The sequence below is a fragment of the Aliidiomarina sanyensis genome (assembly GCF_003987175.1).
GTDB classification, from domain to species: domain Bacteria; phylum Pseudomonadota; class Gammaproteobacteria; order Enterobacterales; family Alteromonadaceae; genus Aliidiomarina; species Aliidiomarina sanyensis.
In genome coordinates, this window is record NZ_PIPM01000001.1 from 320,409 (window position 1) to 342,138 (window position 21,730).

Here is a 21,730-nt window from a genome sequence, read left to right on the forward strand (position 1 = left end):
ATCTGTATAAAAATTCGCAGATTTCTTGTCAGCTGTCGGCGGGCTTGACTACACTTATTTGAAACAAGATCCCCTTTGAGGAGTCAGCGATGTTTCAGAAATTACTCGTTGTTTTGGAGCCGGCCGAAGAAACCCAAAAAGCGCTTGCTCGCGCGCTGCATATTGCCCGACTGCAACCCGCCAAGCTTACCCTATTCGTTTCTATTTACGATTTCGCATACGAAATGACCACGATGCTCTCGGGTGAAGAGAGAGAACAAATGCGGCAAAGTCTGATACGCGACCAAGAAGCCTGGGTAAAAAGTTGCCTCGAGGGCTACGAAACGCAACAACATGAAATTGATATCGTTGTGGTGTGGCACCACCGCCCCTTTGAAGCCATTATCCGCCATGCAATTCAAGGCCAGTATGACCTCATTGTTAAAGGTACACGAAAGCACGACACGCTCCAAAGTGTGATCTTCACCCCAACAGACTGGCATTTACTGCGCAAAGCCCCGAGTCCCGTCTTACTAGTAAAAGACCATGATTGGCCACAACACGGCAGTGTGCTTGCCGCAGTCAATGCAGCTTCGGATAGCAAGGTCCATCAAACGCTGAACCGGAAGATCCTAAAAGCAGCAGGTTATATAAGCAAAAAACTCAACTCACATTTACATTTGGTTAACTGCTTTCCGGGCGCGCCCGCCTCTATAGCCGTTGAAATACCTGAGTTTGATACCTATCAGTATCAAGCGAGCGTGCGGGAGCATCATGAAAACTCATTATTAGATATCGCGAAAGAAGTGGACGTGGATTTTGCCGGATTGCACCTCCGTGAAGGCCTGCCAGACGACGAGGTCCCGCGGGTGGCAAATGAGCTTGATGCTGAGCTTGTCGTGCTCGGAACCATTGGCAGAACCGGCATCACAGCAGCCCTGCTCGGAAACACCGCAGAGCATGTTATTGAGCAACTGAATTGCGATTTGCTCGCAGTGAAGCCCGAAGGTTTTAAGTCTCCCCTCGCCCGTGACGACGAGGCATCGTAACCGACACCGTATTGCCACAGACAAGGGCCGGCAGGTATACTAGCCGGCCTTTTTGTGGTCATAGCCTGAGCGAGTTACAGCATGTCTTTAGAGCAGTCTGACGTGGTCGATACGCGTCCTAAACAACGCCAATCCTATCGAGTGAATAAGCTGGAAAAGCGTATCCGTCGCGCGACAGGTCAGGCGATCGAAGATTTTGGCATGATCCAAGATGGTGATCACATTATGGTGTGTTTGTCGGGTGGGAAGGATAGTTACACCCTTCTCTCGACACTGCGTTACATGCAGCGCGTAGCGCCCATTAAATTTACCCTTGTTGCTGTAAACCTGGATCAAAAGCAACCGGGGTTTCCCGAGCACGTTCTACCAGAATACTTACAGGCTGAGGGTGTCGATTATCGGATCGTTGAGGAAGACACCTACAGTATTGTGAAGGACAAAATACCCGAGGGGAAAACAACCTGTGCGTTATGCTCTCGCTTGCGTCGTGGCATTCTCTACAAGACCGCAAAAGCATTGGGAGCAACGAAGATCGCATTGGGCCATCACCGTGATGATATGATCGAAACCATGCTTCTGAATATGTTTTATGGCGGTACGTTAAAGTCTATGCCGCCTAAACTTGTCAGTGATAACGGCGAGCATGTGGTCATCAGACCCCTTGCCTATGTCCGCGAGAAGGACATCGCCGCCTATGCGAAAGCAATGAACTACCCAATTATTCCGTGCAATTTATGTGGTTCTCAGGAAAATCTCCAACGCAAAGTCATCAAAGAGATGCTGCACACCTGGGATCGACAGTACCCAGGACGCATCGAGAGCATGTTCCGAGCCATGACGAATATTGTTCCAAGTCACCTCGCAGATGCGCAACTCTTCGATTTCCGTGGTTTACAACGCCCGGAGGATTTCCAAGGTGAAGGTGACCTTGCCTTCGATGAAACACCGATTGACGATCCGACGCGTTTCTTAACTGAAGATGATCGTGACGGCATCGAACCACAGCAGGGAATTCAAATTACCCAACTTTGATTCGTAATACATTCAAAGAATCAGCAAAAAGCGCGGAAATCCGCGCTTTTTTGTTTGTGAAGCTGCCTAGTGTCGATCAGTGTAAGAAGGTAGAGCGAGCGTCTTGAATAATTGCCCGATTCACGCGGATCATTTGATTGAGTTCGGCGATATAATCCTCACCGCGCTCCGAATAAGCTAAAAGGCCCAAGGTGAGGGGTTGTGCGGTAATCGGCAGATCTTGTCGACGCAAATCCGCACGGATCGCACGGAGATCTTGGTAAGCTGGGTGCGTATTGAGATTACGAATGTAGGCCCGCACCGAGGCTTCAACCGACTCAAAATATTGTACTTCGTGAATTGCACCGTCAGGACGCGCGGCCGGCACGATTCCACACCCCTGAGTCCAGCACCATTGCCCAAAGAAGTTCCGTGCATCCAGCGCAAACCGTGATGTTCCCCACCCGGATTCATTAGCCGCTTGAATCAGTACGAGCGTATCGGGGATCATATCAACGCGACGCAAAAGCGTGGCTATCTTTTCATCCCGACTGCGTGTGGTCACTCGGTAATACCGCGCCATATCGTTCAACCAACGCTGATCAGCGCTTGAGAGGGTTTGGCGAGTACGGTGTTTTTGCGCAATCCGCTCGAGATGACGACGCTGCTCGAGTAAAAGAGCATTTTCGTAATCAATCGCAGGCAATAAATATAAGAAGAACTCAATTTTACGCTCATTCACATCGTGAATTGCCGCAAAGTCAGGAACATCCGTCGTAAATTCGGGAAATCTGGGTTGCACCGGCGGTAAGCGTTCAGAGACTGAAACCGTGTATGGCGAATCACGGTCCGTGCGATCATCCTGAAGATAGAATGGTACATACAGCGCCGCCGCAATAACAATTGCGGCGGTCACATAAAATACAGTTTGTTTTATTGATTTCGCGATCATAAAACCTTCGAATAATTGCTTCGTCGATGCCTATTATACACGAAATTTACGGACGAAAATCCTCACTTGTGCTTTCATCCGTTTCTTCTGTGGGCGGCTGTGAATCGTCAGACATTTCAGATTTTTCTGACGTGACGTTGAAGAGAATTCGATAAATCTCAGCGATAGCAAAGAATTGCAGCGGGACCAGACGAGTAAAGATGATATAGGCTAGCACAACCCCACCTGCGACTCCCACAAACATTCCCACCTGTCCGGCCTGCGCAAAGTTCGAGAGAATCACCGCACCGAACCCAACGAGTAGATACAAGACAAACATGACAAAATGCAGCATAAAAAAGGTACCAAAATGTTTGGTCACCAGCTGTATCGAACCAATAAAGGCAGCAAAGGGTTTCGCACGATAAATGGCGGCCATGGGCACCGCGAGCGTAAATAGGATATGCGCGGCAATTAACCATGGAATAGCAATCATGTGCGGAAGAAGAAAGCCCACATTCGACACAATGGCAGTCAAAATTGACACACCGATGATACTCCATGGGTTGCTAAAGAATTGAAAAAAGTCCTCTCGGTTCGGCTTATCCAATAACGTTGTTTTCAACGCGACATACGTAAGCCCACCAACGCATGGGGCAAGAATCAATACTTGCACCGATGTATTCAAAATAGCCTGCACCGAGCCATCTGCTTCAATCCCCAGAACTCTCACGAGAGCGGCAACTAATATCAGGGCAGCAAAGAGAATCACGGCCGTCCATGCGACGGAACCAACAAATGGAGAGCGACGTTCTTTCACATGCTTGTAGGCCGAACGAAAGATCGCATTGATGTCGAGTTTCTCTTTAAATTGAACCGCGTGTTGGTAGGACCCCTGATATTTTTCGGTCATTCGATGCCTCTGGCGTATGGTCATGTTGTTATTTGCCCTATGGTACAATGCAATGGCAGGTTCGCAAAACCGAATTCAAAGAGAATGTTCAATCATGCAGAAATACCCAAGCCGCCAGCGCTCACGCGCGGTGTCCCGAGACAAGGGGCCGCAAATCATCGTACTCCTGAACAAACCAATGAACGTACTCTGCCAATTCACGGGAGAACCGACTGATACCACCTTGAAGGATTTCATTCCCATTCCGGGGGTGTATCCAGCCGGTCGGCTGGATAAGGATTCAGAGGGATTATTGGTGCTAACCAACAGCGGACCGTTGCAAGCCCGTATCAGTGACCCGAAGTTCCAAAAGCGTAAAACCTATTATGTGCTGGTCGAGGGAGAGCCTACATCGGACGCATTAACGGTATTGCGCAGAGGCGTGCCGTTGAAAGACGGTCAAACGCGCCCTGCCATTGTCGACATTGTCGATCCGCCATCCTGGCTATGGGAGCGCAATCCACCTGTGCGCTTTCGTAAACACATCAAAGATACCTGGCTACGACTGACGATCAGTGAGGGGAAGAACCGTCAGGTCCGACGGATGACCGCGCATATTGGTCACCCCACCCTTCGATTGATTCGATATCAAATTGGCGAATGGACCCTTGATGGATTGGCACCGGGAGAATATCGGCAAATCACAGTTTAACTGGCCGTAAGCCATGAAAAAGTGGTAAAATCCGCTCCCATTATTGAAATGCATATTCGTCCAAGCAACCCCATTTCCGTTTAGGACTAAAGAATACGAGCCCCATGAACCAAACAGCTTCAGACAACTCAAGTAAACGCGTCATCGTCGGCATGTCCGGCGGGGTCGACTCTTCGGTATCCGCTTATTTGCTTCTCCAGCAAGGCTATCAAGTCGAAGGACTGTTTATGAAGAATTGGGAAGAAGATGACACCGATGAATATTGCGCTGCGGCGACGGATCTCGCCGATGCCGAAAAAGTGTGTGAGGCACTCGGTATCGAGCTCCATACGGTTAATTTTGCTGCCGAGTACTGGGATAATGTCTTCGAGCATTTTCTAACTGAGTACAAAGCGGGTCGGACGCCCAATCCCGACATTATGTGCAACAAGGAAATCAAGTTCAAAGCGTTCCTTGAGTTCGCCGCCGAGGCACTTGGGGCCGATTACATCGCTACCGGCCATTATTGCCAGCGCCGGCTTGGCGATGATGGCAAATGGCAGCTCATCCGGGGGCGTGACCACAATAAAGACCAGAGTTACTTCTTGTATACACTCTCGCATGAGCACATTGCACAAACCTTATTTCCGGTCGGAGCGCTTGAAAAGTCCGAGGTCCGCGCAATCGCAGAGGCGCAAGGGTTGGTTACAGCCGACAAAAAAGACTCCACAGGAATTTGTTTTATTGGCGAACGGAAATTTAAGGATTTTCTGCAGCAATATCTTCCCGCCAAGCCCGGCGCGATCGTCAGCGTGAATGGCGACACGCTTGGAACGCATGAAGGACTTATGTACCACACGATTGGTCAGCGTAAAGGACTGCATATTGGCGGCTTAGCAAATGCGTCCGATGATCCTTGGTATGTGGTCGATAAGAACGTGGCCAGTAATGAATTGATCGTCGCACAGGGCGCACAGCACCCTCGTTTGTTTTCCGATGGTTTGGTGGCGGGTCAGTTACATTGGGTTAATCGCGAAACCCTCGCCGAGCCGATTCGTTGTGTAGTCAAAACACGTTATCGACAGCAGGATATCCCCTGCCAAATTGAACCGATTTCCGATCAGCAAATCCGCGTGCTATTTGATGAGCCAGTGGCCGCGGTTACGCCGGGTCAATCCGCTGTATTTTATCAAGGGGATGTGTGTCTCGGCGGTGGTATCATCGAGCAACGCATCACAGACTTTGAGGTAGCGTTGTGACCGATCACAATAATGAACAACGAAATACCGCTGACGTGCCTCTCGAACCGCAGGCCCAACAGACGTTGCCTAGTATTTGGCACGAACGGATGCTGGCTTTTGGCGGTATATGCTTAGCCGCAATTTGCGCTCAACAACTCGCGCGTCGGGGCGAAGTGTTTCCCGAAGAGTACAGCGAAACATTGATTCATAGTTTACTCGAAACCGATCCAGACAATACCCTCGCTGTTTATCGCTCAGTAAAATCACTCCAACCAGCGTTGCGCATGTTACTCGGCCAGTTGAATGGGCAAGGTGCAAAAGATGTTGAGCAAACCCGATATGTCGTCGGCATCCTCGCACTTGAGCGGCATTTGGTAAAAAATCCCGATGCCCTGGCAACCTTAGGCCGTGGTCTCACACAAATTAAGCGACAGCGTGATGAATTCGATTTCGACGCGTACCGGATTATTGAACATCTCGGGAAGTTGTACAGTGATGTGATCAGCCCCATCGGGCCACGGATTCAGGTCAATGGAAAACCAGAGCATTTGCAAAAGCCGGAAGTGCAACATCATATCCGGGCGATGTTATTGGCCGGCATTCGCAGTGCCGTTTTATGGCGTCAATTGGGCGGAAAACGCCGACAGATTATTTTTTCGCGGAAACGATTGCAACGGGCGATCGAAGACCTTTTAAACATGTAACGATAACCACCGATGCGCCCATCGGTTGGGCGTACCGACCCCTAACGATGGAGTTTTACTGATGGCAAGCTCGGCCCCACTCGCACTCTCTGAATTAACGGCAATTTCTCCGGTCGACGGCCGCTATGGTTCAAAAACCAGTGCTTTACGTCACTATGTGAGCGAATACGGATTAATTCACCAGCGCGTCCTTGTGGAAGTTCGTTGGCTGCAAAAACTCTCCACCATTGAGGCAATTAAAGAAGTTCCAGCCCTCAGTGATGAAGCCCATGCGTTCCTCGACACAATCGTGAATCAATTCAGTGAAGCGGACGCCGCCCGTGTGAAAGAAATCGAGCGAACGACCAACCACGACGTTAAAGCGGTTGAATATTTCCTGAAAGAGAAAGTAGCGAGTCACGCAGAGCTAAACGCAGTGAGCGAATTTATTCACTTTGCGTGCACGTCCGAGGATATCAACAACCTCTCCCATGCCTTGATGTTAACGCAAGCGGCTGAACGCGTGGTGTATCCGTTACTTCAGCAAATCCTTACGGCGTTAGCCACCCATGCGAAGTCCTATCGCAGCATTCCCATGATGGCGCGAACCCATGGTCAACCCGCAACTCCGACCACCATGGGGAAAGAATTCGCGAACGTTGCTGTGCGTTTTGATCGTCAATTTTCGGGCTTAAAACAGGTTAAGTTCTTGGGCAAGATCAATGGAGCTGTCGGGAATTACAACGCGCACCTCAGTGCCTACCCCGATGTAGATTGGCACCAGATTGCTGGTGAGTTTGTGGCATCCTTGGGCTTAACATGGAATGCATACACAACGCAGATTGAACCTCATGACTACATTGCCGAGTGGTTTGATGCACTTTGCCGAATCAATACCATTCTCATCGACCTTGACCGGGATGTGTGGGGCTACATTGCGCTCAATCACTTTAAGCAGAAAACGATCGAAGGCGAAGTGGGCTCTTCCACGATGCCTCATAAAGTGAACCCGATTGACTTTGAGAATTCAGAGGGAAATCTTGGGATCGCGAATGCAATCCTCGGTCATCTTTCGGCAAAACTCCCCGTTTCACGCTGGCAGCGAGATTTAACGGACTCGACAGTTTTACGTAATTTAGGCGTTGGCTTGGGTTACGCGGTGATTGCCTATCAAGCAACACTTAAGGGCTTGAGCAAACTTGAGGTGAATGAAGCCGCACTGCGCACTGAGCTGGATCAGAATTGGGAGCTATTGGCGGAGCCCGTTCAAACCGTTATGCGTCGCTATGGTATTGAGCAGCCTTATGAGAAGTTAAAAGCGCTCACGCGAGGGAAACGGATTACACAAGCGGCCTTGGCGGATTTTATTGATAGCCTAAACTTACCAGATACGGTCAAAGCCGAACTGAAGCAACTAACACCTGCAAATTACATTGGCCGTGCGGTCGCTTTTGTCGATGAATTGCCAAGTTATCTGGAAAATCATGCATGAATGAAACCGATTACGTACTAAATCAACACATATTTGATGCGGTTCGCTTTTTAAAAGAGAATTGGCAACAGAAACCGGTGGTAATTCGCGGGGCGTTCCTGGACTTTCACGATCCCATTAGTCCCGAAGAACTCGCCGGACTTGCAATGGATTCTGGCGTTGATTCTCGCTTGGTCATTCAAAAGGATGACCAATGGAACGTGGTGCACGGTCCGTTTGAGCATTTCAATGATTTACCAGAGCAGCATTGGAGCCTTTTGGTGCAAGCGGTCAATGAACATGTGCCTATTGCGCAGGATCTCCTTCGGGCGTTTCGGTTTCTCCCCGATTGGCGAATTGATGATTTAATGGTTAGCTATTCCACGCCCCACGGCGGTGTTGGGCCTCATGTGGATCAGTATGACGTGTTTATTATTCAAGGCCTTGGACGTCGACGTTGGCAAGTGGGAGCGAAGCAAACTCTCAAAACGGTCCTCCCCCATCGGGACTTGAAGCAAACAGAGGCTTTTGAGCCCATCATTGATGCAATGCTTGAACCGGGCGATATGATTTATATCCCAGCCGGCTTTCCTCATGCGGGAGCAAGTGAGTTACCCAGTCTAAATTATTCGGTCGGCTTCCGGGCCCCAAGCCAAGCTGAACTTCTCAGTGCGCTTGCCGATTACGCCTTGGATAAAGAAAAACTTCAAAAGCGCTTTGAAGACCGACTGGAGGATACTTTGAATCCTGAAGGCAATGGCCTTCCAGAGTTCGATCCATGGCATTTTGCTCCATTGCACACTGCGGGTTTTAAACAGCTGCTATTGGAAGCACTGCAAGACGATACGCTGTTGCATGATGTGTTGGCTGAGTTTCTCTCGAAAAACCCGCGTCCTCCCCTACCTGAGTGGCCAGAGCGCCCGGTTCTTGAAGCGAGCTTGGAATATCAACTCGCGCAATATCCGCTGCTTTTTAAAGCAATCGGCGTTCGCATGATCACGACGGAGAAAGACGGCATGATCCATGCCGTCGTTCAAGGGCAATGGTATCCATTAGACGAAGATGCCGAAGATCTCTTTGGAGTTCTCTGTGACATGAGTGATTGTATCGACACCCATACGCTCTCCGAATATCTGGAGAGTGCCGCGGCGCGTCACCTTTTGTGTGGACTTCTGAATGAGGGACTATTCGTGCTCGGTACCGACGATGACGACGATAGTCCGGGGGAAGATATCACTCAATAGGACTCGGTATTCTTTGAGGAAACAGAAACAGACCCACTTTGTTCAGGTCTGTTTCTTATGCTGTTACTTCCACAGTTGCTCGTTATCAACCAGCTCATAACAGGCTTCGGCATGATTCACGAGGACTTCCGCAAACTTCCGCTCCGTCTCATTCGGTTGCGATTGCAAAATTTCCTCTGCACGAACTTGCCAGCGCAGACTGAAGTGACGCAGTGCATCGCGCGCGTCTTTTGCCACTTTCGCATCCACATGATCCGTGGGGACCACGCCACTAATCGCCCATACTTTGTCAGTCAGTCCCCGTAAAGAAAACTTCCAAACCGCAATATGCGGCGCGAGGTAGCGGCTCTCTTTGGTTAACACCTGATCTGTTAGAATGCCCTTTTCAGCAAGATAACCATTGGCTTTTTGAAACTGTTCCCGTACCCAATTGTTCATTTCTTGCTCGGATAATGCTGCTTGCTGACTCATGGTTATCTCTCACTACTTTTTACAATCCCTCTCGGCGTGGAGGGTAACATTTAACTAACAAACGAGCCTCGCATATTAGCAGGCTTTAGCGCTGAGGAAAACTCCCGGATCCGCGTAAAAGTGCGCGCTAGAGCGGCTGTGGACGGACCAGAATGGTGTAAAGACAAGTTGATAGTCGAGAGAAAAAAATCGTCTGGTTTTTGTTATACGGTAACTGGTAACAGTTTACGTAAAGTGGTAGTTTACGCTCCGATTTTATGTCAAAGGCACGAACGGAAAATCTATCCGAGTGTCGAAGACGATCTAAGACAACAATGAGGTTAGCCGCTATGGCGCTATTCGAGCATATTGAATATGACAATCACGAGCAAATCGTGTTTTGTCATGACAAAGTTACTGGATTAAAGGCGATTATTGCAGTGCACGATACTACGATGGGCCCGGCCCTCGGTGGTACTCGGATGTGGAACTACGCAAACTCTGATGAAGCACTCACAGACGTTTTGCGCCTCTCTCGTGGCATGACCTACAAAAGCGCCTTGGCAGGATTGCCGCTCGGTGGTGGCAAGGCAGTTATTATTGGTGATGCCAAGAAAGACAAAAGCGAAGCCTTTTTCAAAGCATACGGTCGCTTTGTAAACTCGTTGGGCGGAAAGTATATCACGGCTGAAGACGTGAACATTCGCACCGCCGATATCGACATCGTGGCAACAGAAACTCCGTTTGTTGCAGGAACTGCGGAAAAAGCTGGTGACCCATCACCACACACTGCGCTTGGCTCTTACTTAGGCGTAAAGGCAGCGGCTAAACACGCATTTGGCAGTGATAGCTTAAAAGGGCTGCGTGTTTCTGTGCAAGGTGTCGGCGCGGTTGGTTTCGATTTTGCCAAATATCTCGCAGAAGAAGGCGCCGTGTTGTTTGTCTGTGACGTCAATCAAGAAAGTGTTGACCGCGCAGTCAACGAGCTTGGCGCAACTGCCGTGAGCATCGACGATATCTACGACCAAGAGGTCGACATCTATGCGCCTTGTGCTCTCGGTGCAACGGTCAATGACAGCACGCTGAAGCGTATCAAAGCGAAAGTTATCGCAGGAAGCGCAAATAACCAATTAGCAACCCCTGCGCATGATCGCATCGTCAAAGAGATGGGTATTTTGTACGCACCGGATTACGTCATCAATGCGGGCGGTGTTATTCATGTGTGTTCAGAAGCGGCTAATTTCACCCTTGAAGAAACCTCGTCGCGCATCAAGAATATCTACAACACCCTCGATAAGATCTTTACGCGAGCGAAGGATGAAGATCGTCCAACCGGTGAGATTGCGGATGAAATGGCCCGCGAGATCCTTGCGAAGAAGCTTGCAGAAAAGAAAGCAGCGCTGTAAGACCTCTTTCTCATCGCTTGATATGAAGTACCAAAAAGCCAACCCTCAGGTTGGCTTTTTTTGTGGCGGACCAACGTCCGAAGGAAGGCAGATTCCGCGTCCCTAGCGCCTAGTATGCATCCCGTGAAAGACGTTTGGCGATTAGTTCAATAGGATGCTGTAGTGTGTTCTTCGTCATCCGCTTGCTCTGACACCGGCATGAAAAACCCGTTGCGACCGTTATTTTCTCAGATGCTAATTTCGGCGCCCAACTCATCTCCCACAGCTTTTTACTCAATGACTGATACGCTTTTTCATGACCGAATGTACCGGCCATGCCACAGCAACCCACCGCAGGCACGTTTGGCTTGAAGCCGACCTGTGCCAGCAATTCACCCCATTCATCCCGACTCGCGACTAAATTCGATTGCTCTGTACAATGCACGAGGACCTGCACCTCATCCCGCGCTGTACTTCCCGTCAGCGCATGGAGTTTATCCGAGTATGACTTGAGCCATTCGTGCATAAGCTGCACCTCAAAATCATGTGCCCGCGTGATTTTAAGTGCCCGGTACTCATCACGATAAACCAAGGTTGTCGCTGCATCCATGCCAACCAAAGGCGCTTGAAAACGTTCAGAAATCTCTGCCAAAAATGTGCTCGCTCGTTCTGCGTGCTGTGAGAAAGTCTGTAAGAACCCTTTCACATGTGCCGCTTTTCCACTCTCATAGAAAGGCAAAACAACAGGCTCGAGACCAAGTGCTCGTACAACCTTGACAAATCCAGCAAGCACGTTCGCATCAAACGCCGTAGTAAACGCATCTTGGACAATAAATACGTAGTGCTCAGGCTGCCACTCCCCTTGTGCTAAACGAGCTTCGGCATCTTTTAGGGTCATCACCTGCAGAAGTTGCTGTTGCGTGCGCCAAGATGGAAGCGAAAAACGTGGTGTATCTTGATACGCAAACACCAGCCTTTGTAGCGAGCGTGCGAGCGGGTTTTGAAAGAATAAGTTTGCAAGCCGAGGGAAGCGCGACCAGCGAACCATTACAGACTCAGCCTTGCGGACTAAAAAGTCTTTCAGGGGACGACGATACGTTTGGTGATAATAGCTGTAAAAGACCGAGCGCTGTGATGGGATATCCACCTTCACGGGACACTGGCTGCTGCATGCTTTGCAAGCGAGGCAGGAGTCGAGTGCTTCGCGCACCTCATGATTGAAGTCATTGGTTGCCGTGGCGGTCGATGATGCCAAGAAAGCATTTCGTACCAGCCCAGGCTCCTTCGGCGCATCTCCGTTTATGAGTGCAACGGTATTACCCTGAAGCCCCTGGAGGCGAAGCCACTCGCGCAATAAGGTTGCACGCCCTTTCGGCGATTGCCGGCGATCACCGGTCGCCCGAAATGAAGGACACATCGTTGCGTTGACATCAAAGTTAAAACACAATCCATTTCCGTTGCACTCCATTGCGCCTTTAAATTGGCTTTGTGAAGCCTCTGGAACTTGTCTATCACTGCTGCCACGTAATGGTCCTTCAATAGAAACTAAGGACTCTTGACTCTTCAAAGGAGTACAGATCTTTCCGGGGTTTAGTTGATTATGGGGATCAAAGGCCGACTTGACCCGACGTAATTCCTTAAACAGCACATCCCCAAAAAACTCTGGTCCATATTCCGAGCGAAAACCTTTACCATGCTCGCCCCACATCAAACCGCCGAATCGCGCAGTCAATGCTGCCACCTCATCACTCACGTCACGAATCGTTTGAACGGACGCTTCGTCTTGCATATCAAGGGCAGGACGCACATGGAGTACGCCGGCATCGACATGTCCAAACATGCCATAACGTAACTCGTAACGGTCCAATATGGCGCGAAATTCCATAATGTAATCCGCAAGTTGCTCGGGTGGCACGGCTGTATCTTCCACAAAGGCAACAGGCTTTGCCCGCCCTTTTGTTGCACCTAGCAGACCGACTGCCTTTTTGCGCATGGCATAAATTTTTTGGATACTCGCCGCATCGCGACAAATCTGATAGCCGATCACTCCCGAGCGGTGAGGATCGAGTTGGTCGAGCTCCGTGCATAATACCTTCAGTTTATCGCCTACCTCTTGCGCACTCTCACCCGTAAATTCCAAGATGTTGATACCATCCATGCGAAACGGTGGCACGTCACGGAGTAAATCATGGACCTCATGCCAAATGACATCATTGCGAGCGATATCAAGAACCGTGCTGTCAATGGTCTCAACAGACGTCGCATTTGCTTTGACCAACGCAGGTGCATGACGCAGTGCATCTTGAAAATCTTGGTACTTTACGTTGACCAGAATTTTGTGATTAGGGATCCGGTTGATATGTAACTTGGCTTCCGTTACAACGGCCAACGTACCCTCAGCTCCACAGAGTAGGCGCCCGACATCAACCGCCTGTTGGTCTTCGTCGTACACGTGGACTAGGTCATAACCAGTGAGGAAGCGATTCAATGGAGGGAAGCGAGTCTTTATTTCCTCTCGCTGTTCGCGGCACGTTGCGAGAACCTGATGATAAATACGACCCTCCGATGAGTCCTCACTGGCGCGTCGTTCAGCTTCTTCTATCGACACGGGTTCAGTACGAATCGCATCCCCGTTCGGGAGATATGCGCGCAGACCCAAGACATGGTCACTGGTTTTTCCATAGACGAGAGAGCCCTGCCCTGAGGCATCCGTGGCAATCATCCCACCAATTGTGCAGCGGTTGCTCGTAGATGTATCCGGGGCGAAGAAATAGCCGTGCGGACGCAGCGTCTCGTTCAACTGATCTTTGATAATGCCTGCCTCGACTCGAACCCAGCCTTCCTTGACGTTTACTTCAAGAACTCGCGTTAAGTATCGACTTAAATCAAGAACAATGCCCGGTGTCAAAGATTGCCCATTGGTCCCCGTGCCACCGCCTCGTGGGGCAAATCGAACCGCACGGAATGCTGCGCGATGCGCAACTTTAAGAGCGCACGCGACATCCCGCTGACTGCGCGGATAGAGAACGGCTTGTGGCATTTGTTGATAGATACTGTTGTCTGTCGCCGCGATCAGCCGTCCGCTGTACGTTTCGTCAATATCACCAATAAACCCCGCCTTTCGAACAGCTGCAAGATAGCGTTGGGTTAGTTCAACCACAGGCTGTTCTGGAGAAATGGATGCGATTGACTTCGTCACCAGCAATTACCTCTTAAAAAGGGGCACTGAAGGCCCCTTTACATCTGTTCGTGTGTTGGGTTAGTGACTTAAGCTTGCTTTAGATGCTCGCTTAAGTAAAGCCAGGTATCGATCACCGTATCAGGATTTAATGATACGGAGTCAATCCCCTGCTCAACAAGCCATTGCGCAAAGTCTGGATGGTCCGATGGACCTTGACCGCAAATTCCGACATATTTGCCGCGCTTCTTCGCTGTGGTAATCGCCATTTCCAGTAAAGCTTTTACGGCTGGGTTCCGTTCATCAAATAAATGTGCAATTAATCCGGAATCGCGATCGAGGCCGAGTGTTAACTGGGTTAAATCATTCGAACCAATTGAAAAGCCATCAAAAATATCTAAGAACTGATCCGAAAGTACCGCGTTGGAGGGAAGCTCACACATCATGATCACTCGCAGTCCGTTCTCACCTTGGCGCAACCCATGCTTCGCCAACAGATCAATGACACCACGCCCTTCCTCTAGGGTTCGAACGAACGGAATCATTATCTCCACGTTGGTTAGGCCCATATCGTTGCGCACCCGCTTGATCGCCTCACATTCAAGTGCAAAGCAATCAGCGAAGTCTGCTGAGAGGTACCGCGACGCACCACGGAAACCCAACATGGGGTTTTCTTCCTCGGGCTCATAGGCCCGTCCACCGACGAGATTAGCATACTCATTCGATTTAAAATCGGACATCCGAACGATGACGCGCTCGGGTGCAAAAGAAGCGCCGATGGTTGCGATGCCCTCCACCAAACGCTGAATGTAATATTCGCGCGGGCTTGGGTAGCCCGCCATCATCGACTCAATTTGCGCTTGCAACTCAGGTGTTTGCTCCGAGAAATTGAGCAATGCCTTTGGATGCACGCCGATCATGCGATTAATAATAAATTCGAGCCGCGCTAAGCCGACACCCGCATGGGGTAAGCGTGCGAAATCAAATGCCCGATCGGGATTGCCGACGTTTTGCATAATTTTTAACGGCAACGGCGGCATGTTCCCTACTTCTGATTCCGTCACGTCAAAATCAAGTTGTCCTCGATAAATAAATCCGGTGTCACCCTCGGCACAGCTCACTGTCACATCATCACCATCCGCGATGCGATCGGTTGCATCACCACAACCCACGATCGCCGGAATCCCAAGCTCCCGCGCGATAATCGCCGCATGGCATGTACGGCCTCCACGATTGGTGACGATCGCGGCGGCCCGCTTCATGATCGGTTCCCAATCTGGGTCCGTCATGTCCGTGACAAGCACGTCACCCGGTTTTACTTGATCCATATCTTTGATTGATGACAGGACACGGGCTTTTCCGGCGCCAATCTTCTGTCCTATCGCGCGACCACTGGCAATGACTTCCGATTGTTTTTTCAACTGAAAGCGTTCAATTCGGTTACTATTCTCATTCGATCGCACCGTTTCTGGGCGCGCTTGAACGATATAAAGTTTGCCATCCTGACCATCTTTGGCCCACTCGATATCCATCGGCCGTCCATAGTGCTTCTCAATGGTTACGGCTTGACGAGCAAGCTCCATGACTTCTTCGTCAGTGATCGAGAAGACCCGTTGCCGCGCTTCTTCAATGTCTTTAATGTCAACCTGTTTCCCGTGCTCTGAAGAGTTGGAATAGACCATCTCTACTTTTTTCGAGCCGATGGTTTTACGAATAACGGCCGGACGCCCTTGCGCGAGTGTCGGTTTATGCACGTGAAACTCATCGGGATTCACTGCGCCTTGAACCACCATTTCACCCAAGCCATAGGAGGACGTGATAAAGACCACTTGATCAAAGCCTGACTCGGTATCAATCGAGAACATAACCCCAGAGGCTGCAAGGTCACTACGAACCATGCGCTGTACACCGGCTGACAACGCAACCCCTCGGTGGTCGTAGCCTTGGTGGACCCGATAAGAGATCGCGCGATCATTAAACAACGAGGCGAAAACGTGCTTGATGGCCTCTTTTACCGCGGAAATCCCTTTTACATTCAAAAAGGTTTCTTGCTGACCTGCAAAAGATGCGTCCGGCATATCTTCAGCGGTGGCTGAACTGCGAACTGCAAAACTAGCCTCAGTATTTCCAGCACTTAAGGTTTTGTACGCAGCCTCGATCGCCGTTTCGAGCTCGGGCGTAAATGGGGTGTCGATGATCCACTGACGGATGTTTTTACCGGCCTCGGCAAGTGCACGTACGTCGTCTACATCAAGGTGGTCAAGAATATCGTGGATTTTTGCGTTGAGACCGCTTTGGTCAAGGAAGGTATTGAAGGCAAAGGAAGTGGTGGCAAAACCACCGGGAACTGTAACGCCAAGGTCGGAGAGGTTACTAATCATTTCTCCAAGGGAGGCGTTCTTTCCACCGACTCGGTTCACATCGTCCATTCCGAGTTCCTGATACCAAAGCACGTAATCTTGCACGGTGTATTCCTTTCATTGAATGTTGGGTTAATCGCCGGGCTCAGCCGCAACGCGGTGACAAACGTATTTTACACGGGTGCGCACAACAAGTTAACATTTGTGTCACTTTCACAAGGAACATTTTACGATGCGGACCGCCTTTTACATTTCCGATGGGACTGCCCTCACCTCAGAAACTTTTGGGCATGCCATCCTGTCATTGTTTCCAGTCACTTTCGAGCACCGCACGCTCCCGTTTATCGATGAACAGGAGAAGGCACTACGAGCGGTTGAAGAGATCAATCTTGCCTTCGCAGAATCAGGCGAGCGGCCGCTGATTTTCCACACCTTTGTCGACCCGGCAATTAAACGCATTATCGTCAAAAGTGAGGGCGTGAGCTACGACTTCCTAGACCACTACGTTGCACCAGTTCAAGCGGAGCTTGGGGTGAGTGCGCAACCGAAAACCAACCGGACCCATGGAATTTCACCCGAATATAACTTTCGGATTGATGCAGTCAATTACACGCTAGAGAACGACGATGGCGTGACCACCAAAAACTATGGCGAAGCGGATATTATTCTGATTGGGGCATCAAGAACTGGGAAGACACCCACGTGTTTGTATCTGGCATTGCAATACGGAATCAAAGCCGCCAATTATCCGATCACAGAAGATGACATGGAGCACCTCCAACTGAGCTATGATCTCAAAATGCACCGACATAAGTTGTTTGGGCTGACCATCGATGCGGAACGGTTACAGAGCATTCGCGAGGCTCGCCGAGCCGGTTCTCGCTATGCCTCAATCGAACAGTGCCAGTTTGAGATTGCCGAAATAGAGGCGTTATACCGTCGCGAGGCGATCCCCTATTTGAATTCAACCTATGCATCAGTAGAAGAGATCGCTGCGAAAATTATGACGATAGCGAAGTTAAGACGCCATCGTTACTAACCCCATGCAACGCAATCATCCAATAAAAAAGTCCGGTTCCCAAATGGAACGCGGACTTTTTTTGTTACCTCGAGAGGAACAAGCTCAATTAACGTGCGTTGGTACTCTCGAAGATCTTGTCTGCTGATGCAGCGACGAATCCTGTATACAGTCGACCTTCTGAGATTTCGTAGCGCTTGGCAAATTCATAAAAACAGCTCGGAATGCGCGCCGCTCTATCGTTAAACTCAACTTCAATTTCATCGGCCATCGTTGACGATTGCTCGAGGAAAACCTCGGGAGAACCTTTAATCTCACCGCCTGATGTATTTAAGGTGAACCCCGCTTCTTTGAGGCGTGCATTCACGCTTTCGAGTGTCGTGTAGCCCGGAAGCTCATTTACACTGACCGTGAAGTGATTGGCGCAATAACCGAAAGCACTCATCCAAGCTGCATATTCGCTTTCTGCGAGCAACGCTTGATATTGTTCAAAACTCACATTCCAGTGGGTTCCAGAGTACAAAAACGACGGGTGTTTGACCGCCTCAGGATCAATCGTTGCAACCATCTCTCGGACACAGCTTTGTAACGACAAAGAGAACGCTTCGACCAATAACTCACTTACAAACACTTTCGGCAACGTTGGATCTGCGTGTTCAAAATGTTTCGCCCGCAACTTCTTTTGCTCAAAGTGATAGTCACCATTGGCGAAATAGCCCATCCCCTCAAACAACTTTGACAAAGCCTCCAAATTGACCGGTGCAATATTAAAGGTGCGAAATGCCACATGGTCGTTAATAATCACATGCCCTTGGCCCAGAACTTGATGCACTTTATCGGCTGATGGAGTCCGGCGGATGTAATCCTGCCACAACTGTGCAAAAAATGCGTGCGCTTGCTCCGACATTTCACTAACTCCTGTTTACCACTTTAAAATGAGAATCGGATATGAAAAGACAGGCCGAATGGCCTGTCTGTGACGGGGCGATATTATCGCACAAATTTTCGGCGTGTGGGAAGCGCCGCGTTATTAAATATCACGCCCTGCACGGGCTTTCCCAAGCGTTTCCGACACTAAAAAAGCCAGCTCAAGCACTTGGTCCGCATTTAATCGGGGATCGCACTGTGTTAAGTAACGTTTTTCCAGATCGCTCTCTGAGATCTGATAGGCACCCCCGGTACACTCGGTCACATGCTCACCCGTCATTTCAAGGTGAATTCCGCCGGCATAGCTACCTTCTGCCTGATGAATCGCAAAGAACTGGCGTATCTCACGAATAATCGCGTCGAAGTTACGGGTCTTATAACCGTTATCCGTTTTCACCGTATTGCCATGCATCGGATCGCTTGACCAGACCACATGCCGACCCTCTGCTTGCACTCGTTGAATCAGTTTCGGTAAGTTCGCGGCAAGGTTATCGGCCCCCATGCGCGTGATGAGTGTCAATCGACCGGGGGTATTATTCGGATTCAATGCATCGATGACCGCCATCAACTCGTCTGGCGTGGCGGTTGGGCCGATTTTGACGCCTACTGGGTTATGAATCCCGCGGAAGAACTCCATGTGCGCATGGTCAAGCTGACGGGTACGCTCGCCCATCCACAGCATGTGTGCAGAGCAGTCATATTGCAAGCCAGTTAAACTGTCCGTTCGAGTTAATGCCTCCTCATACGGCAGGAGCAAGGCTTCATGGGACGTAAAGAGCTCGGTTTCATGGATTGTTGGGTGTGTTTCCGCGGTAATCCCGAGCACTTCCATAAAGCGCAGCGCTTCTTCAATTCGCTCCGCCACCTTTTGGTACTTCTCTTTCATCGGATTTGCCGCAATAAAGCCCATGTTCCATTTATGCACCTTATGCAAATCCGCAAAGCCACCTTGAGCAAACGCGCGAAGCAGATTCAGGCTCGCCGCAGAATGATGATATGCGGTCAACATACGGTTTGGATCCGGCTCACGCGCCTCTGCAGTAAACGCCGCATCATTGATAATGTCGCCCCGATATGCTGGGTGCGTGACGCCGTCAATCGTCTCATCATTACTTGAGCGCGGCTTGGCAAACTGCCCTGCCATCCGAGCAACTTTCGTCACGGGTACAGAGCCTGCGAACGTCAGTACAATTGCCATTTGCAGCATGACTTTAAACGTGTCGCGGATCTTCGGTGCGGTAAAGTCACGGAATGATTCAGCGCAGTCACCGCCTTGCAGCAAGAACCCTTCACCCTGACAAACATGTCCAAGGTGCGCTTGCAGGCGACGAGCCTCCTCCGCAAAGACTAACGGTGGATATCGCTTAAGCTGACTCTCAACAAACGCAAGTTGCTCCGCGTTTGCATAGGTTGGTTGCTGTTGAATCGGAAATTTACGCCAACTGTCAGGAGTCCAGGTCATTCGATTTTCCTCGTTACCTCATGAAGAAAAAGCAGGATACGGGCTCAGTTCCGTAGGTGGGGAGCGTCTGCATCTACTCTTACGTCGTACAAAAAATTTTACGGCCTTTCAATGTATCCATCGCGTGTATTGATTGCAACGGAAAATCCACCGAAAAAACCGGTTGATACAAACGATTTTCTATTTTGGACGAGGGACCCGCAGGAATTCGCCCAAACGGGCGTACTCGTCTGCTCCCAAACGGGCCAGTGGATCAACATCCTGAGCACTAACAACCAGGCGTTCAGAAATCTGCCCATCCCCTTTTTGAAGGTGTTGAATTCGCGCAACCTCATCTGCCAGATACACGCGTTTAATCTCACCAAATAGAAGCGTTTGCGGTGCACCCGGGATTGCATGGGTGTGATGTAAACGACAACCAAACGCAATCGCGCAATCCTCCAATCGCGGGAGCGGGAAACCCTCAAATGGAACTGTCTTGATGTGATTGAGCCGATCGAGTTCAGACTCTGCAGCAGGGAGCGCACGAGAAGACTCTGTGACAGCTTCCGCATGACGCCCGGATGGGATGTGCACAACGAAATAGCCGTTCTCTTGCGCGTTCACCTTGGTATCCTTGCCGCTCCCATCGACTTTATTGCCCACCGAAAACATGAGCAACGGCGGTTCGCTGGTAACCGCCGTAAAGTAACTAAAAGGCGCAAGGTTTAAATGCCCAGACGTATGTTTCGTGAGAACCCAAGCGATCGGCCGTGGAATGAGTGTTTGAGTCATCAAGTGATAAATTGCGGTTCCGCTCATTCCAGCCGTATCAATCATCATGAATAGCGTCCTTGCTGAAGCGCCGCGATACGCTTCTCGAGCGGCGGATGGGTCATCATCAGCTCACCTTTCGCAAGCTTACCCTTAATACCGAACGCGAGCATACGATCATCCAGCTGTGATTCTCGGCCCTGTTGCAAGCGGCGCAATGCGGCAATCATTTTTTGCGGGCCGACCAAACGAGCCGCACCGGCGTCCGCCCGATATTCTCGCTGCCGCGAAAAGTAAAACACGATAATCTGCGCCAACATCCCGAACAGAATCTCAAAGAGAATGACCAAACCGAAATAGGCGAAACCCCCACCACCGTGACGACCACCCCCTGACTGGTTGCCCCGTAACGCGTTGTTAACAAGCCCTGCCAGGACGCGCGCGAGGAAGATAACAAAGGTATTTACCACGCCTTGAATCAAGGTCAGTGTCACCATGTCACCGTTGGCAACATGACTCACCTCATGGGCAAGCACCGCCTCGACTTCGTCTTTGGACATAGAGCGCAACAAACCGGTGGAAACAGCCACAAGTGAATCATTCTTGCTCGGCCCGGTCGCGAACGCATTCGGTTCTGGTGAATCATAAATCGCCACTTCGGGCATTTTTACGCCAGCCTTTTTTGCCTGGTTCGCTACGGTTTCAACCAACCACCGCTCCGCATCATTGCGCGGTTGTTCGATGACTCGAGCTCCCGTGCTGCGTTTCGCCATCCATTTCGACATCATAAGAGAAATAAACGCACCACCAAAGCCAAACAGCGCTGCAAAGACGAGAAGCCCGGTGTAGCTTGCGAAATCGATCCCAAACACCGCCATGAGGATATTGAGGACGATACTCAACACCACAATGACGGCCAAATTTGTTGCTAGAAATAATGCCACACGTTTCATCGGTAAAACCTCTCAAAATAACCGAACTATTCCACGTCTCAGATATGCGGGT

The 21,730-nt window shown here is 50.2% G+C and carries 18 protein-coding genes; 9 read left to right on the top strand and 9 right to left on the bottom strand.

What is annotated here, in order from left to right; translation table 11 throughout:
• The first annotated feature begins 89 nt into the window (after positions 1 to 89).
• Together uspE and ttcA are read left to right on the top strand one after the other, a co-directional pair.
• Positions 90 to 1,028, top strand: a complete 939-nt coding sequence (gene uspE / locus CWE11_RS01475; protein ID WP_126775824.1) for a universal stress protein UspE — start codon at positions 90 to 92, stop codon at positions 1,026 to 1,028.
• 81 nt (positions 1,029 to 1,109) lie between these two features.
• Positions 1,110 to 2,060, top strand: a complete 951-nt coding sequence (gene ttcA / locus CWE11_RS01480) for a tRNA 2-thiocytidine(32) synthetase TtcA (RefSeq protein WP_126775825.1) — start codon at positions 1,110 to 1,112, stop codon at positions 2,058 to 2,060.
• Between the two features lie 76 nt (positions 2,061 to 2,136).
• Here the strand turns inward: ttcA and CWE11_RS01485 are convergent, their stop codons facing one another.
• Positions 2,137 to 2,991, bottom strand: a complete 855-nt coding sequence (locus CWE11_RS01485) for a glucosaminidase domain-containing protein (RefSeq protein ID WP_126775826.1) — start codon at positions 2,989 to 2,991, stop codon at positions 2,137 to 2,139.
• A gap of 46 nt (positions 2,992 to 3,037) precedes the next feature.
• Positions 3,038 to 3,883, bottom strand: coding sequence for a hypothetical protein (locus CWE11_RS01490; RefSeq protein WP_126775827.1), 846 nt, complete (start codon positions 3,881 to 3,883; stop codon positions 3,038 to 3,040).
• 94 nt (positions 3,884 to 3,977) lie between these two features.
• Between CWE11_RS01490 and CWE11_RS01495 the strand changes: the two genes are divergently transcribed.
• The 5 genes from CWE11_RS01495 to CWE11_RS01515 all read left to right on the top strand — a co-directional run bounded on the left by CWE11_RS01495 (position 3,978) and on the right by CWE11_RS01515 (position 9,192).
• Entirely contained in the window at positions 3,978 to 4,574 is a 597-nt protein-coding gene (locus CWE11_RS01495; protein ID WP_126775828.1) for a pseudouridine synthase, read from the top strand.
• Between the two features lie 104 nt (positions 4,575 to 4,678).
• Positions 4,679 to 5,812, top strand: a complete 1,134-nt coding sequence (mnmA, locus tag CWE11_RS01500; protein ID WP_126775829.1) for a tRNA 2-thiouridine(34) synthase MnmA — start codon at positions 4,679 to 4,681, stop codon at positions 5,810 to 5,812.
• On the top strand, positions 5,809 to 6,498 hold the full coding sequence (gene hflD, locus CWE11_RS01505; protein ID WP_198675556.1) for a high frequency lysogenization protein HflD: 690 nt from the start codon (positions 5,809 to 5,811) through the stop codon (positions 6,496 to 6,498). The genes mnmA and hflD overlap by 4 nt, the downstream gene beginning before the upstream one ends.
• A 61-nt stretch (positions 6,499 to 6,559) precedes the next feature.
• A complete protein-coding gene (purB, locus tag CWE11_RS01510) occupies positions 6,560 to 7,969 on the top strand; it encodes an adenylosuccinate lyase (RefSeq protein WP_126775830.1) in 1,410 nt (469 codons plus the stop codon).
• The gene (locus CWE11_RS01515; protein ID WP_126775831.1) at positions 7,966 to 9,192 is read left to right on the top strand and encodes a cupin domain-containing protein; all 1,227 of its coding nucleotides are present in this window, start codon (positions 7,966 to 7,968) and stop codon (positions 9,190 to 9,192) included. Before purB ends, CWE11_RS01515 begins: the two co-directional genes overlap by 4 nt.
• 63 nt (positions 9,193 to 9,255) lie before the next feature.
• Here CWE11_RS01515 and CWE11_RS01520 read toward each other — a convergent pair whose 3' ends face one another.
• Complete coding sequence (locus CWE11_RS01520) at positions 9,256 to 9,663, bottom strand: DUF4826 family protein (RefSeq protein ID WP_126775832.1); 408 nt, start codon at positions 9,661 to 9,663, stop codon at positions 9,256 to 9,258.
• Positions 9,664 to 9,992: 329 nt separating this feature from the next.
• Here CWE11_RS01520 and CWE11_RS01525 point away from each other — a divergent pair, with 329 nt between their 5' ends.
• Positions 9,993 to 11,048 carry a Glu/Leu/Phe/Val dehydrogenase dimerization domain-containing protein gene (locus tag CWE11_RS01525; protein ID WP_126775833.1) on the top strand — a complete coding sequence of 352 codons (1,056 nt, stop codon included), beginning with the start codon at positions 9,993 to 9,995 and terminating at the stop codon, positions 11,046 to 11,048.
• A 109-nt stretch (positions 11,049 to 11,157) separates the two neighbouring features.
• Here the strand turns inward: CWE11_RS01525 and ydiJ are convergent, their stop codons facing one another.
• Both ydiJ and ppsA read right to left on the bottom strand, forming a co-directional pair.
• The gene (gene ydiJ / locus CWE11_RS01530; protein WP_241971688.1) at positions 11,158 to 14,226 is read right to left on the bottom strand and encodes a D-2-hydroxyglutarate dehydrogenase YdiJ; all 3,069 of its coding nucleotides are present in this window, start codon (positions 14,224 to 14,226) and stop codon (positions 11,158 to 11,160) included.
• A gap of 68 nt (positions 14,227 to 14,294) precedes the next feature.
• Positions 14,295 to 16,670, bottom strand: a complete 2,376-nt coding sequence (ppsA, locus tag CWE11_RS01535; protein WP_126775834.1) for a phosphoenolpyruvate synthase — start codon at positions 16,668 to 16,670, stop codon at positions 14,295 to 14,297.
• 127 nt (positions 16,671 to 16,797) lie between these two features.
• Between ppsA and ppsR the strand changes: the two genes are divergently transcribed.
• Positions 16,798 to 17,604, top strand: coding sequence for a posphoenolpyruvate synthetase regulatory kinase/phosphorylase PpsR (gene ppsR, locus CWE11_RS01540; RefSeq protein WP_126775835.1), 807 nt, complete (start codon positions 16,798 to 16,800; stop codon positions 17,602 to 17,604).
• A gap of 88 nt (positions 17,605 to 17,692) precedes the next feature.
• On the opposite strand, the gene CWE11_RS01545 is transcribed toward ppsR, so the two are convergent.
• The 4 genes from CWE11_RS01545 to htpX form a co-directional block, all read right to left on the bottom strand.
• Complete coding sequence (locus tag CWE11_RS01545) at positions 17,693 to 18,490, bottom strand: DUF1338 domain-containing protein (RefSeq protein ID WP_126775836.1); 798 nt, start codon at positions 18,488 to 18,490, stop codon at positions 17,693 to 17,695.
• A 123-nt stretch (positions 18,491 to 18,613) separates the two neighbouring features.
• Positions 18,614 to 19,972 carry a class II 3-deoxy-7-phosphoheptulonate synthase gene (locus CWE11_RS01550; RefSeq protein WP_126775837.1) on the bottom strand — a complete coding sequence of 453 codons (1,359 nt, stop codon included), beginning with the start codon at positions 19,970 to 19,972 and terminating at the stop codon, positions 18,614 to 18,616.
• A 180-nt stretch (positions 19,973 to 20,152) separates the two neighbouring features.
• Entirely contained in the window at positions 20,153 to 20,794 is a 642-nt protein-coding gene (locus CWE11_RS01555; RefSeq protein WP_126775838.1) for a flavin reductase family protein, read from the bottom strand.
• Positions 20,791 to 21,678 carry a protease HtpX gene (htpX, locus tag CWE11_RS01560; RefSeq protein ID WP_126775839.1) on the bottom strand — a complete coding sequence of 296 codons (888 nt, stop codon included), beginning with the start codon at positions 21,676 to 21,678 and terminating at the stop codon, positions 20,791 to 20,793. Before htpX ends, CWE11_RS01555 begins: the two co-directional genes overlap by 4 nt.
• Between the last annotated feature and the right edge of the window lie 52 nt (positions 21,679 to 21,730).

Excerpts from the sequence above, each read along its gene's own strand:
- CWE11_RS01525 (WP_126775833.1), top strand. The coding sequence starts at position 9,993 with ATGGCGCTATTCGAGCATATTGAATATGACAATCACGAGCAAATCGTG.
- htpX (WP_126775839.1), bottom strand. The coding sequence starts at position 21,678 with ATGAAACGTGTGGCATTATTTCTAGCAACAAATTTGGCCGTCATTGTG.
- CWE11_RS01550 (WP_126775837.1), bottom strand. The coding sequence starts at position 19,972 with ATGACCTGGACTCCTGACAGTTGGCGTAAATTTCCGATTCAACAGCAA.
- CWE11_RS01490 (WP_126775827.1), bottom strand. The coding sequence starts at position 3,883 with ATGACCGAAAAATATCAGGGGTCCTACCAACACGCGGTTCAATTTAAA.
- ppsR (WP_126775835.1), top strand. The coding sequence starts at position 16,798 with ATGCGGACCGCCTTTTACATTTCCGATGGGACTGCCCTCACCTCAGAA.
- CWE11_RS01555 (WP_126775838.1), bottom strand. The coding sequence starts at position 20,794 with ATGATGATTGATACGGCTGGAATGAGCGGAACCGCAATTTATCACTTG.
- purB (WP_126775830.1), top strand. The coding sequence starts at position 6,560 with ATGGCAAGCTCGGCCCCACTCGCACTCTCTGAATTAACGGCAATTTCT.
- mnmA (WP_126775829.1), top strand. The coding sequence starts at position 4,679 with ATGAACCAAACAGCTTCAGACAACTCAAGTAAACGCGTCATCGTCGGC.
- CWE11_RS01520 (WP_126775832.1), bottom strand. The coding sequence starts at position 9,663 with ATGAGTCAGCAAGCAGCATTATCCGAGCAAGAAATGAACAATTGGGTA.
- CWE11_RS01515 (WP_126775831.1), top strand. The coding sequence starts at position 7,966 with ATGAATGAAACCGATTACGTACTAAATCAACACATATTTGATGCGGTT.
- CWE11_RS01485 (WP_126775826.1), bottom strand. The coding sequence starts at position 2,991 with ATGATCGCGAAATCAATAAAACAAACTGTATTTTATGTGACCGCCGCA.
- CWE11_RS01495 (WP_126775828.1), top strand. The coding sequence starts at position 3,978 with ATGCAGAAATACCCAAGCCGCCAGCGCTCACGCGCGGTGTCCCGAGAC.
- CWE11_RS01545 (WP_126775836.1), bottom strand. The coding sequence starts at position 18,490 with ATGTCGGAGCAAGCGCACGCATTTTTTGCACAGTTGTGGCAGGATTAC.
- uspE (WP_126775824.1), top strand. The coding sequence starts at position 90 with ATGTTTCAGAAATTACTCGTTGTTTTGGAGCCGGCCGAAGAAACCCAA.
- ttcA (WP_126775825.1), top strand. The coding sequence starts at position 1,110 with ATGTCTTTAGAGCAGTCTGACGTGGTCGATACGCGTCCTAAACAACGC.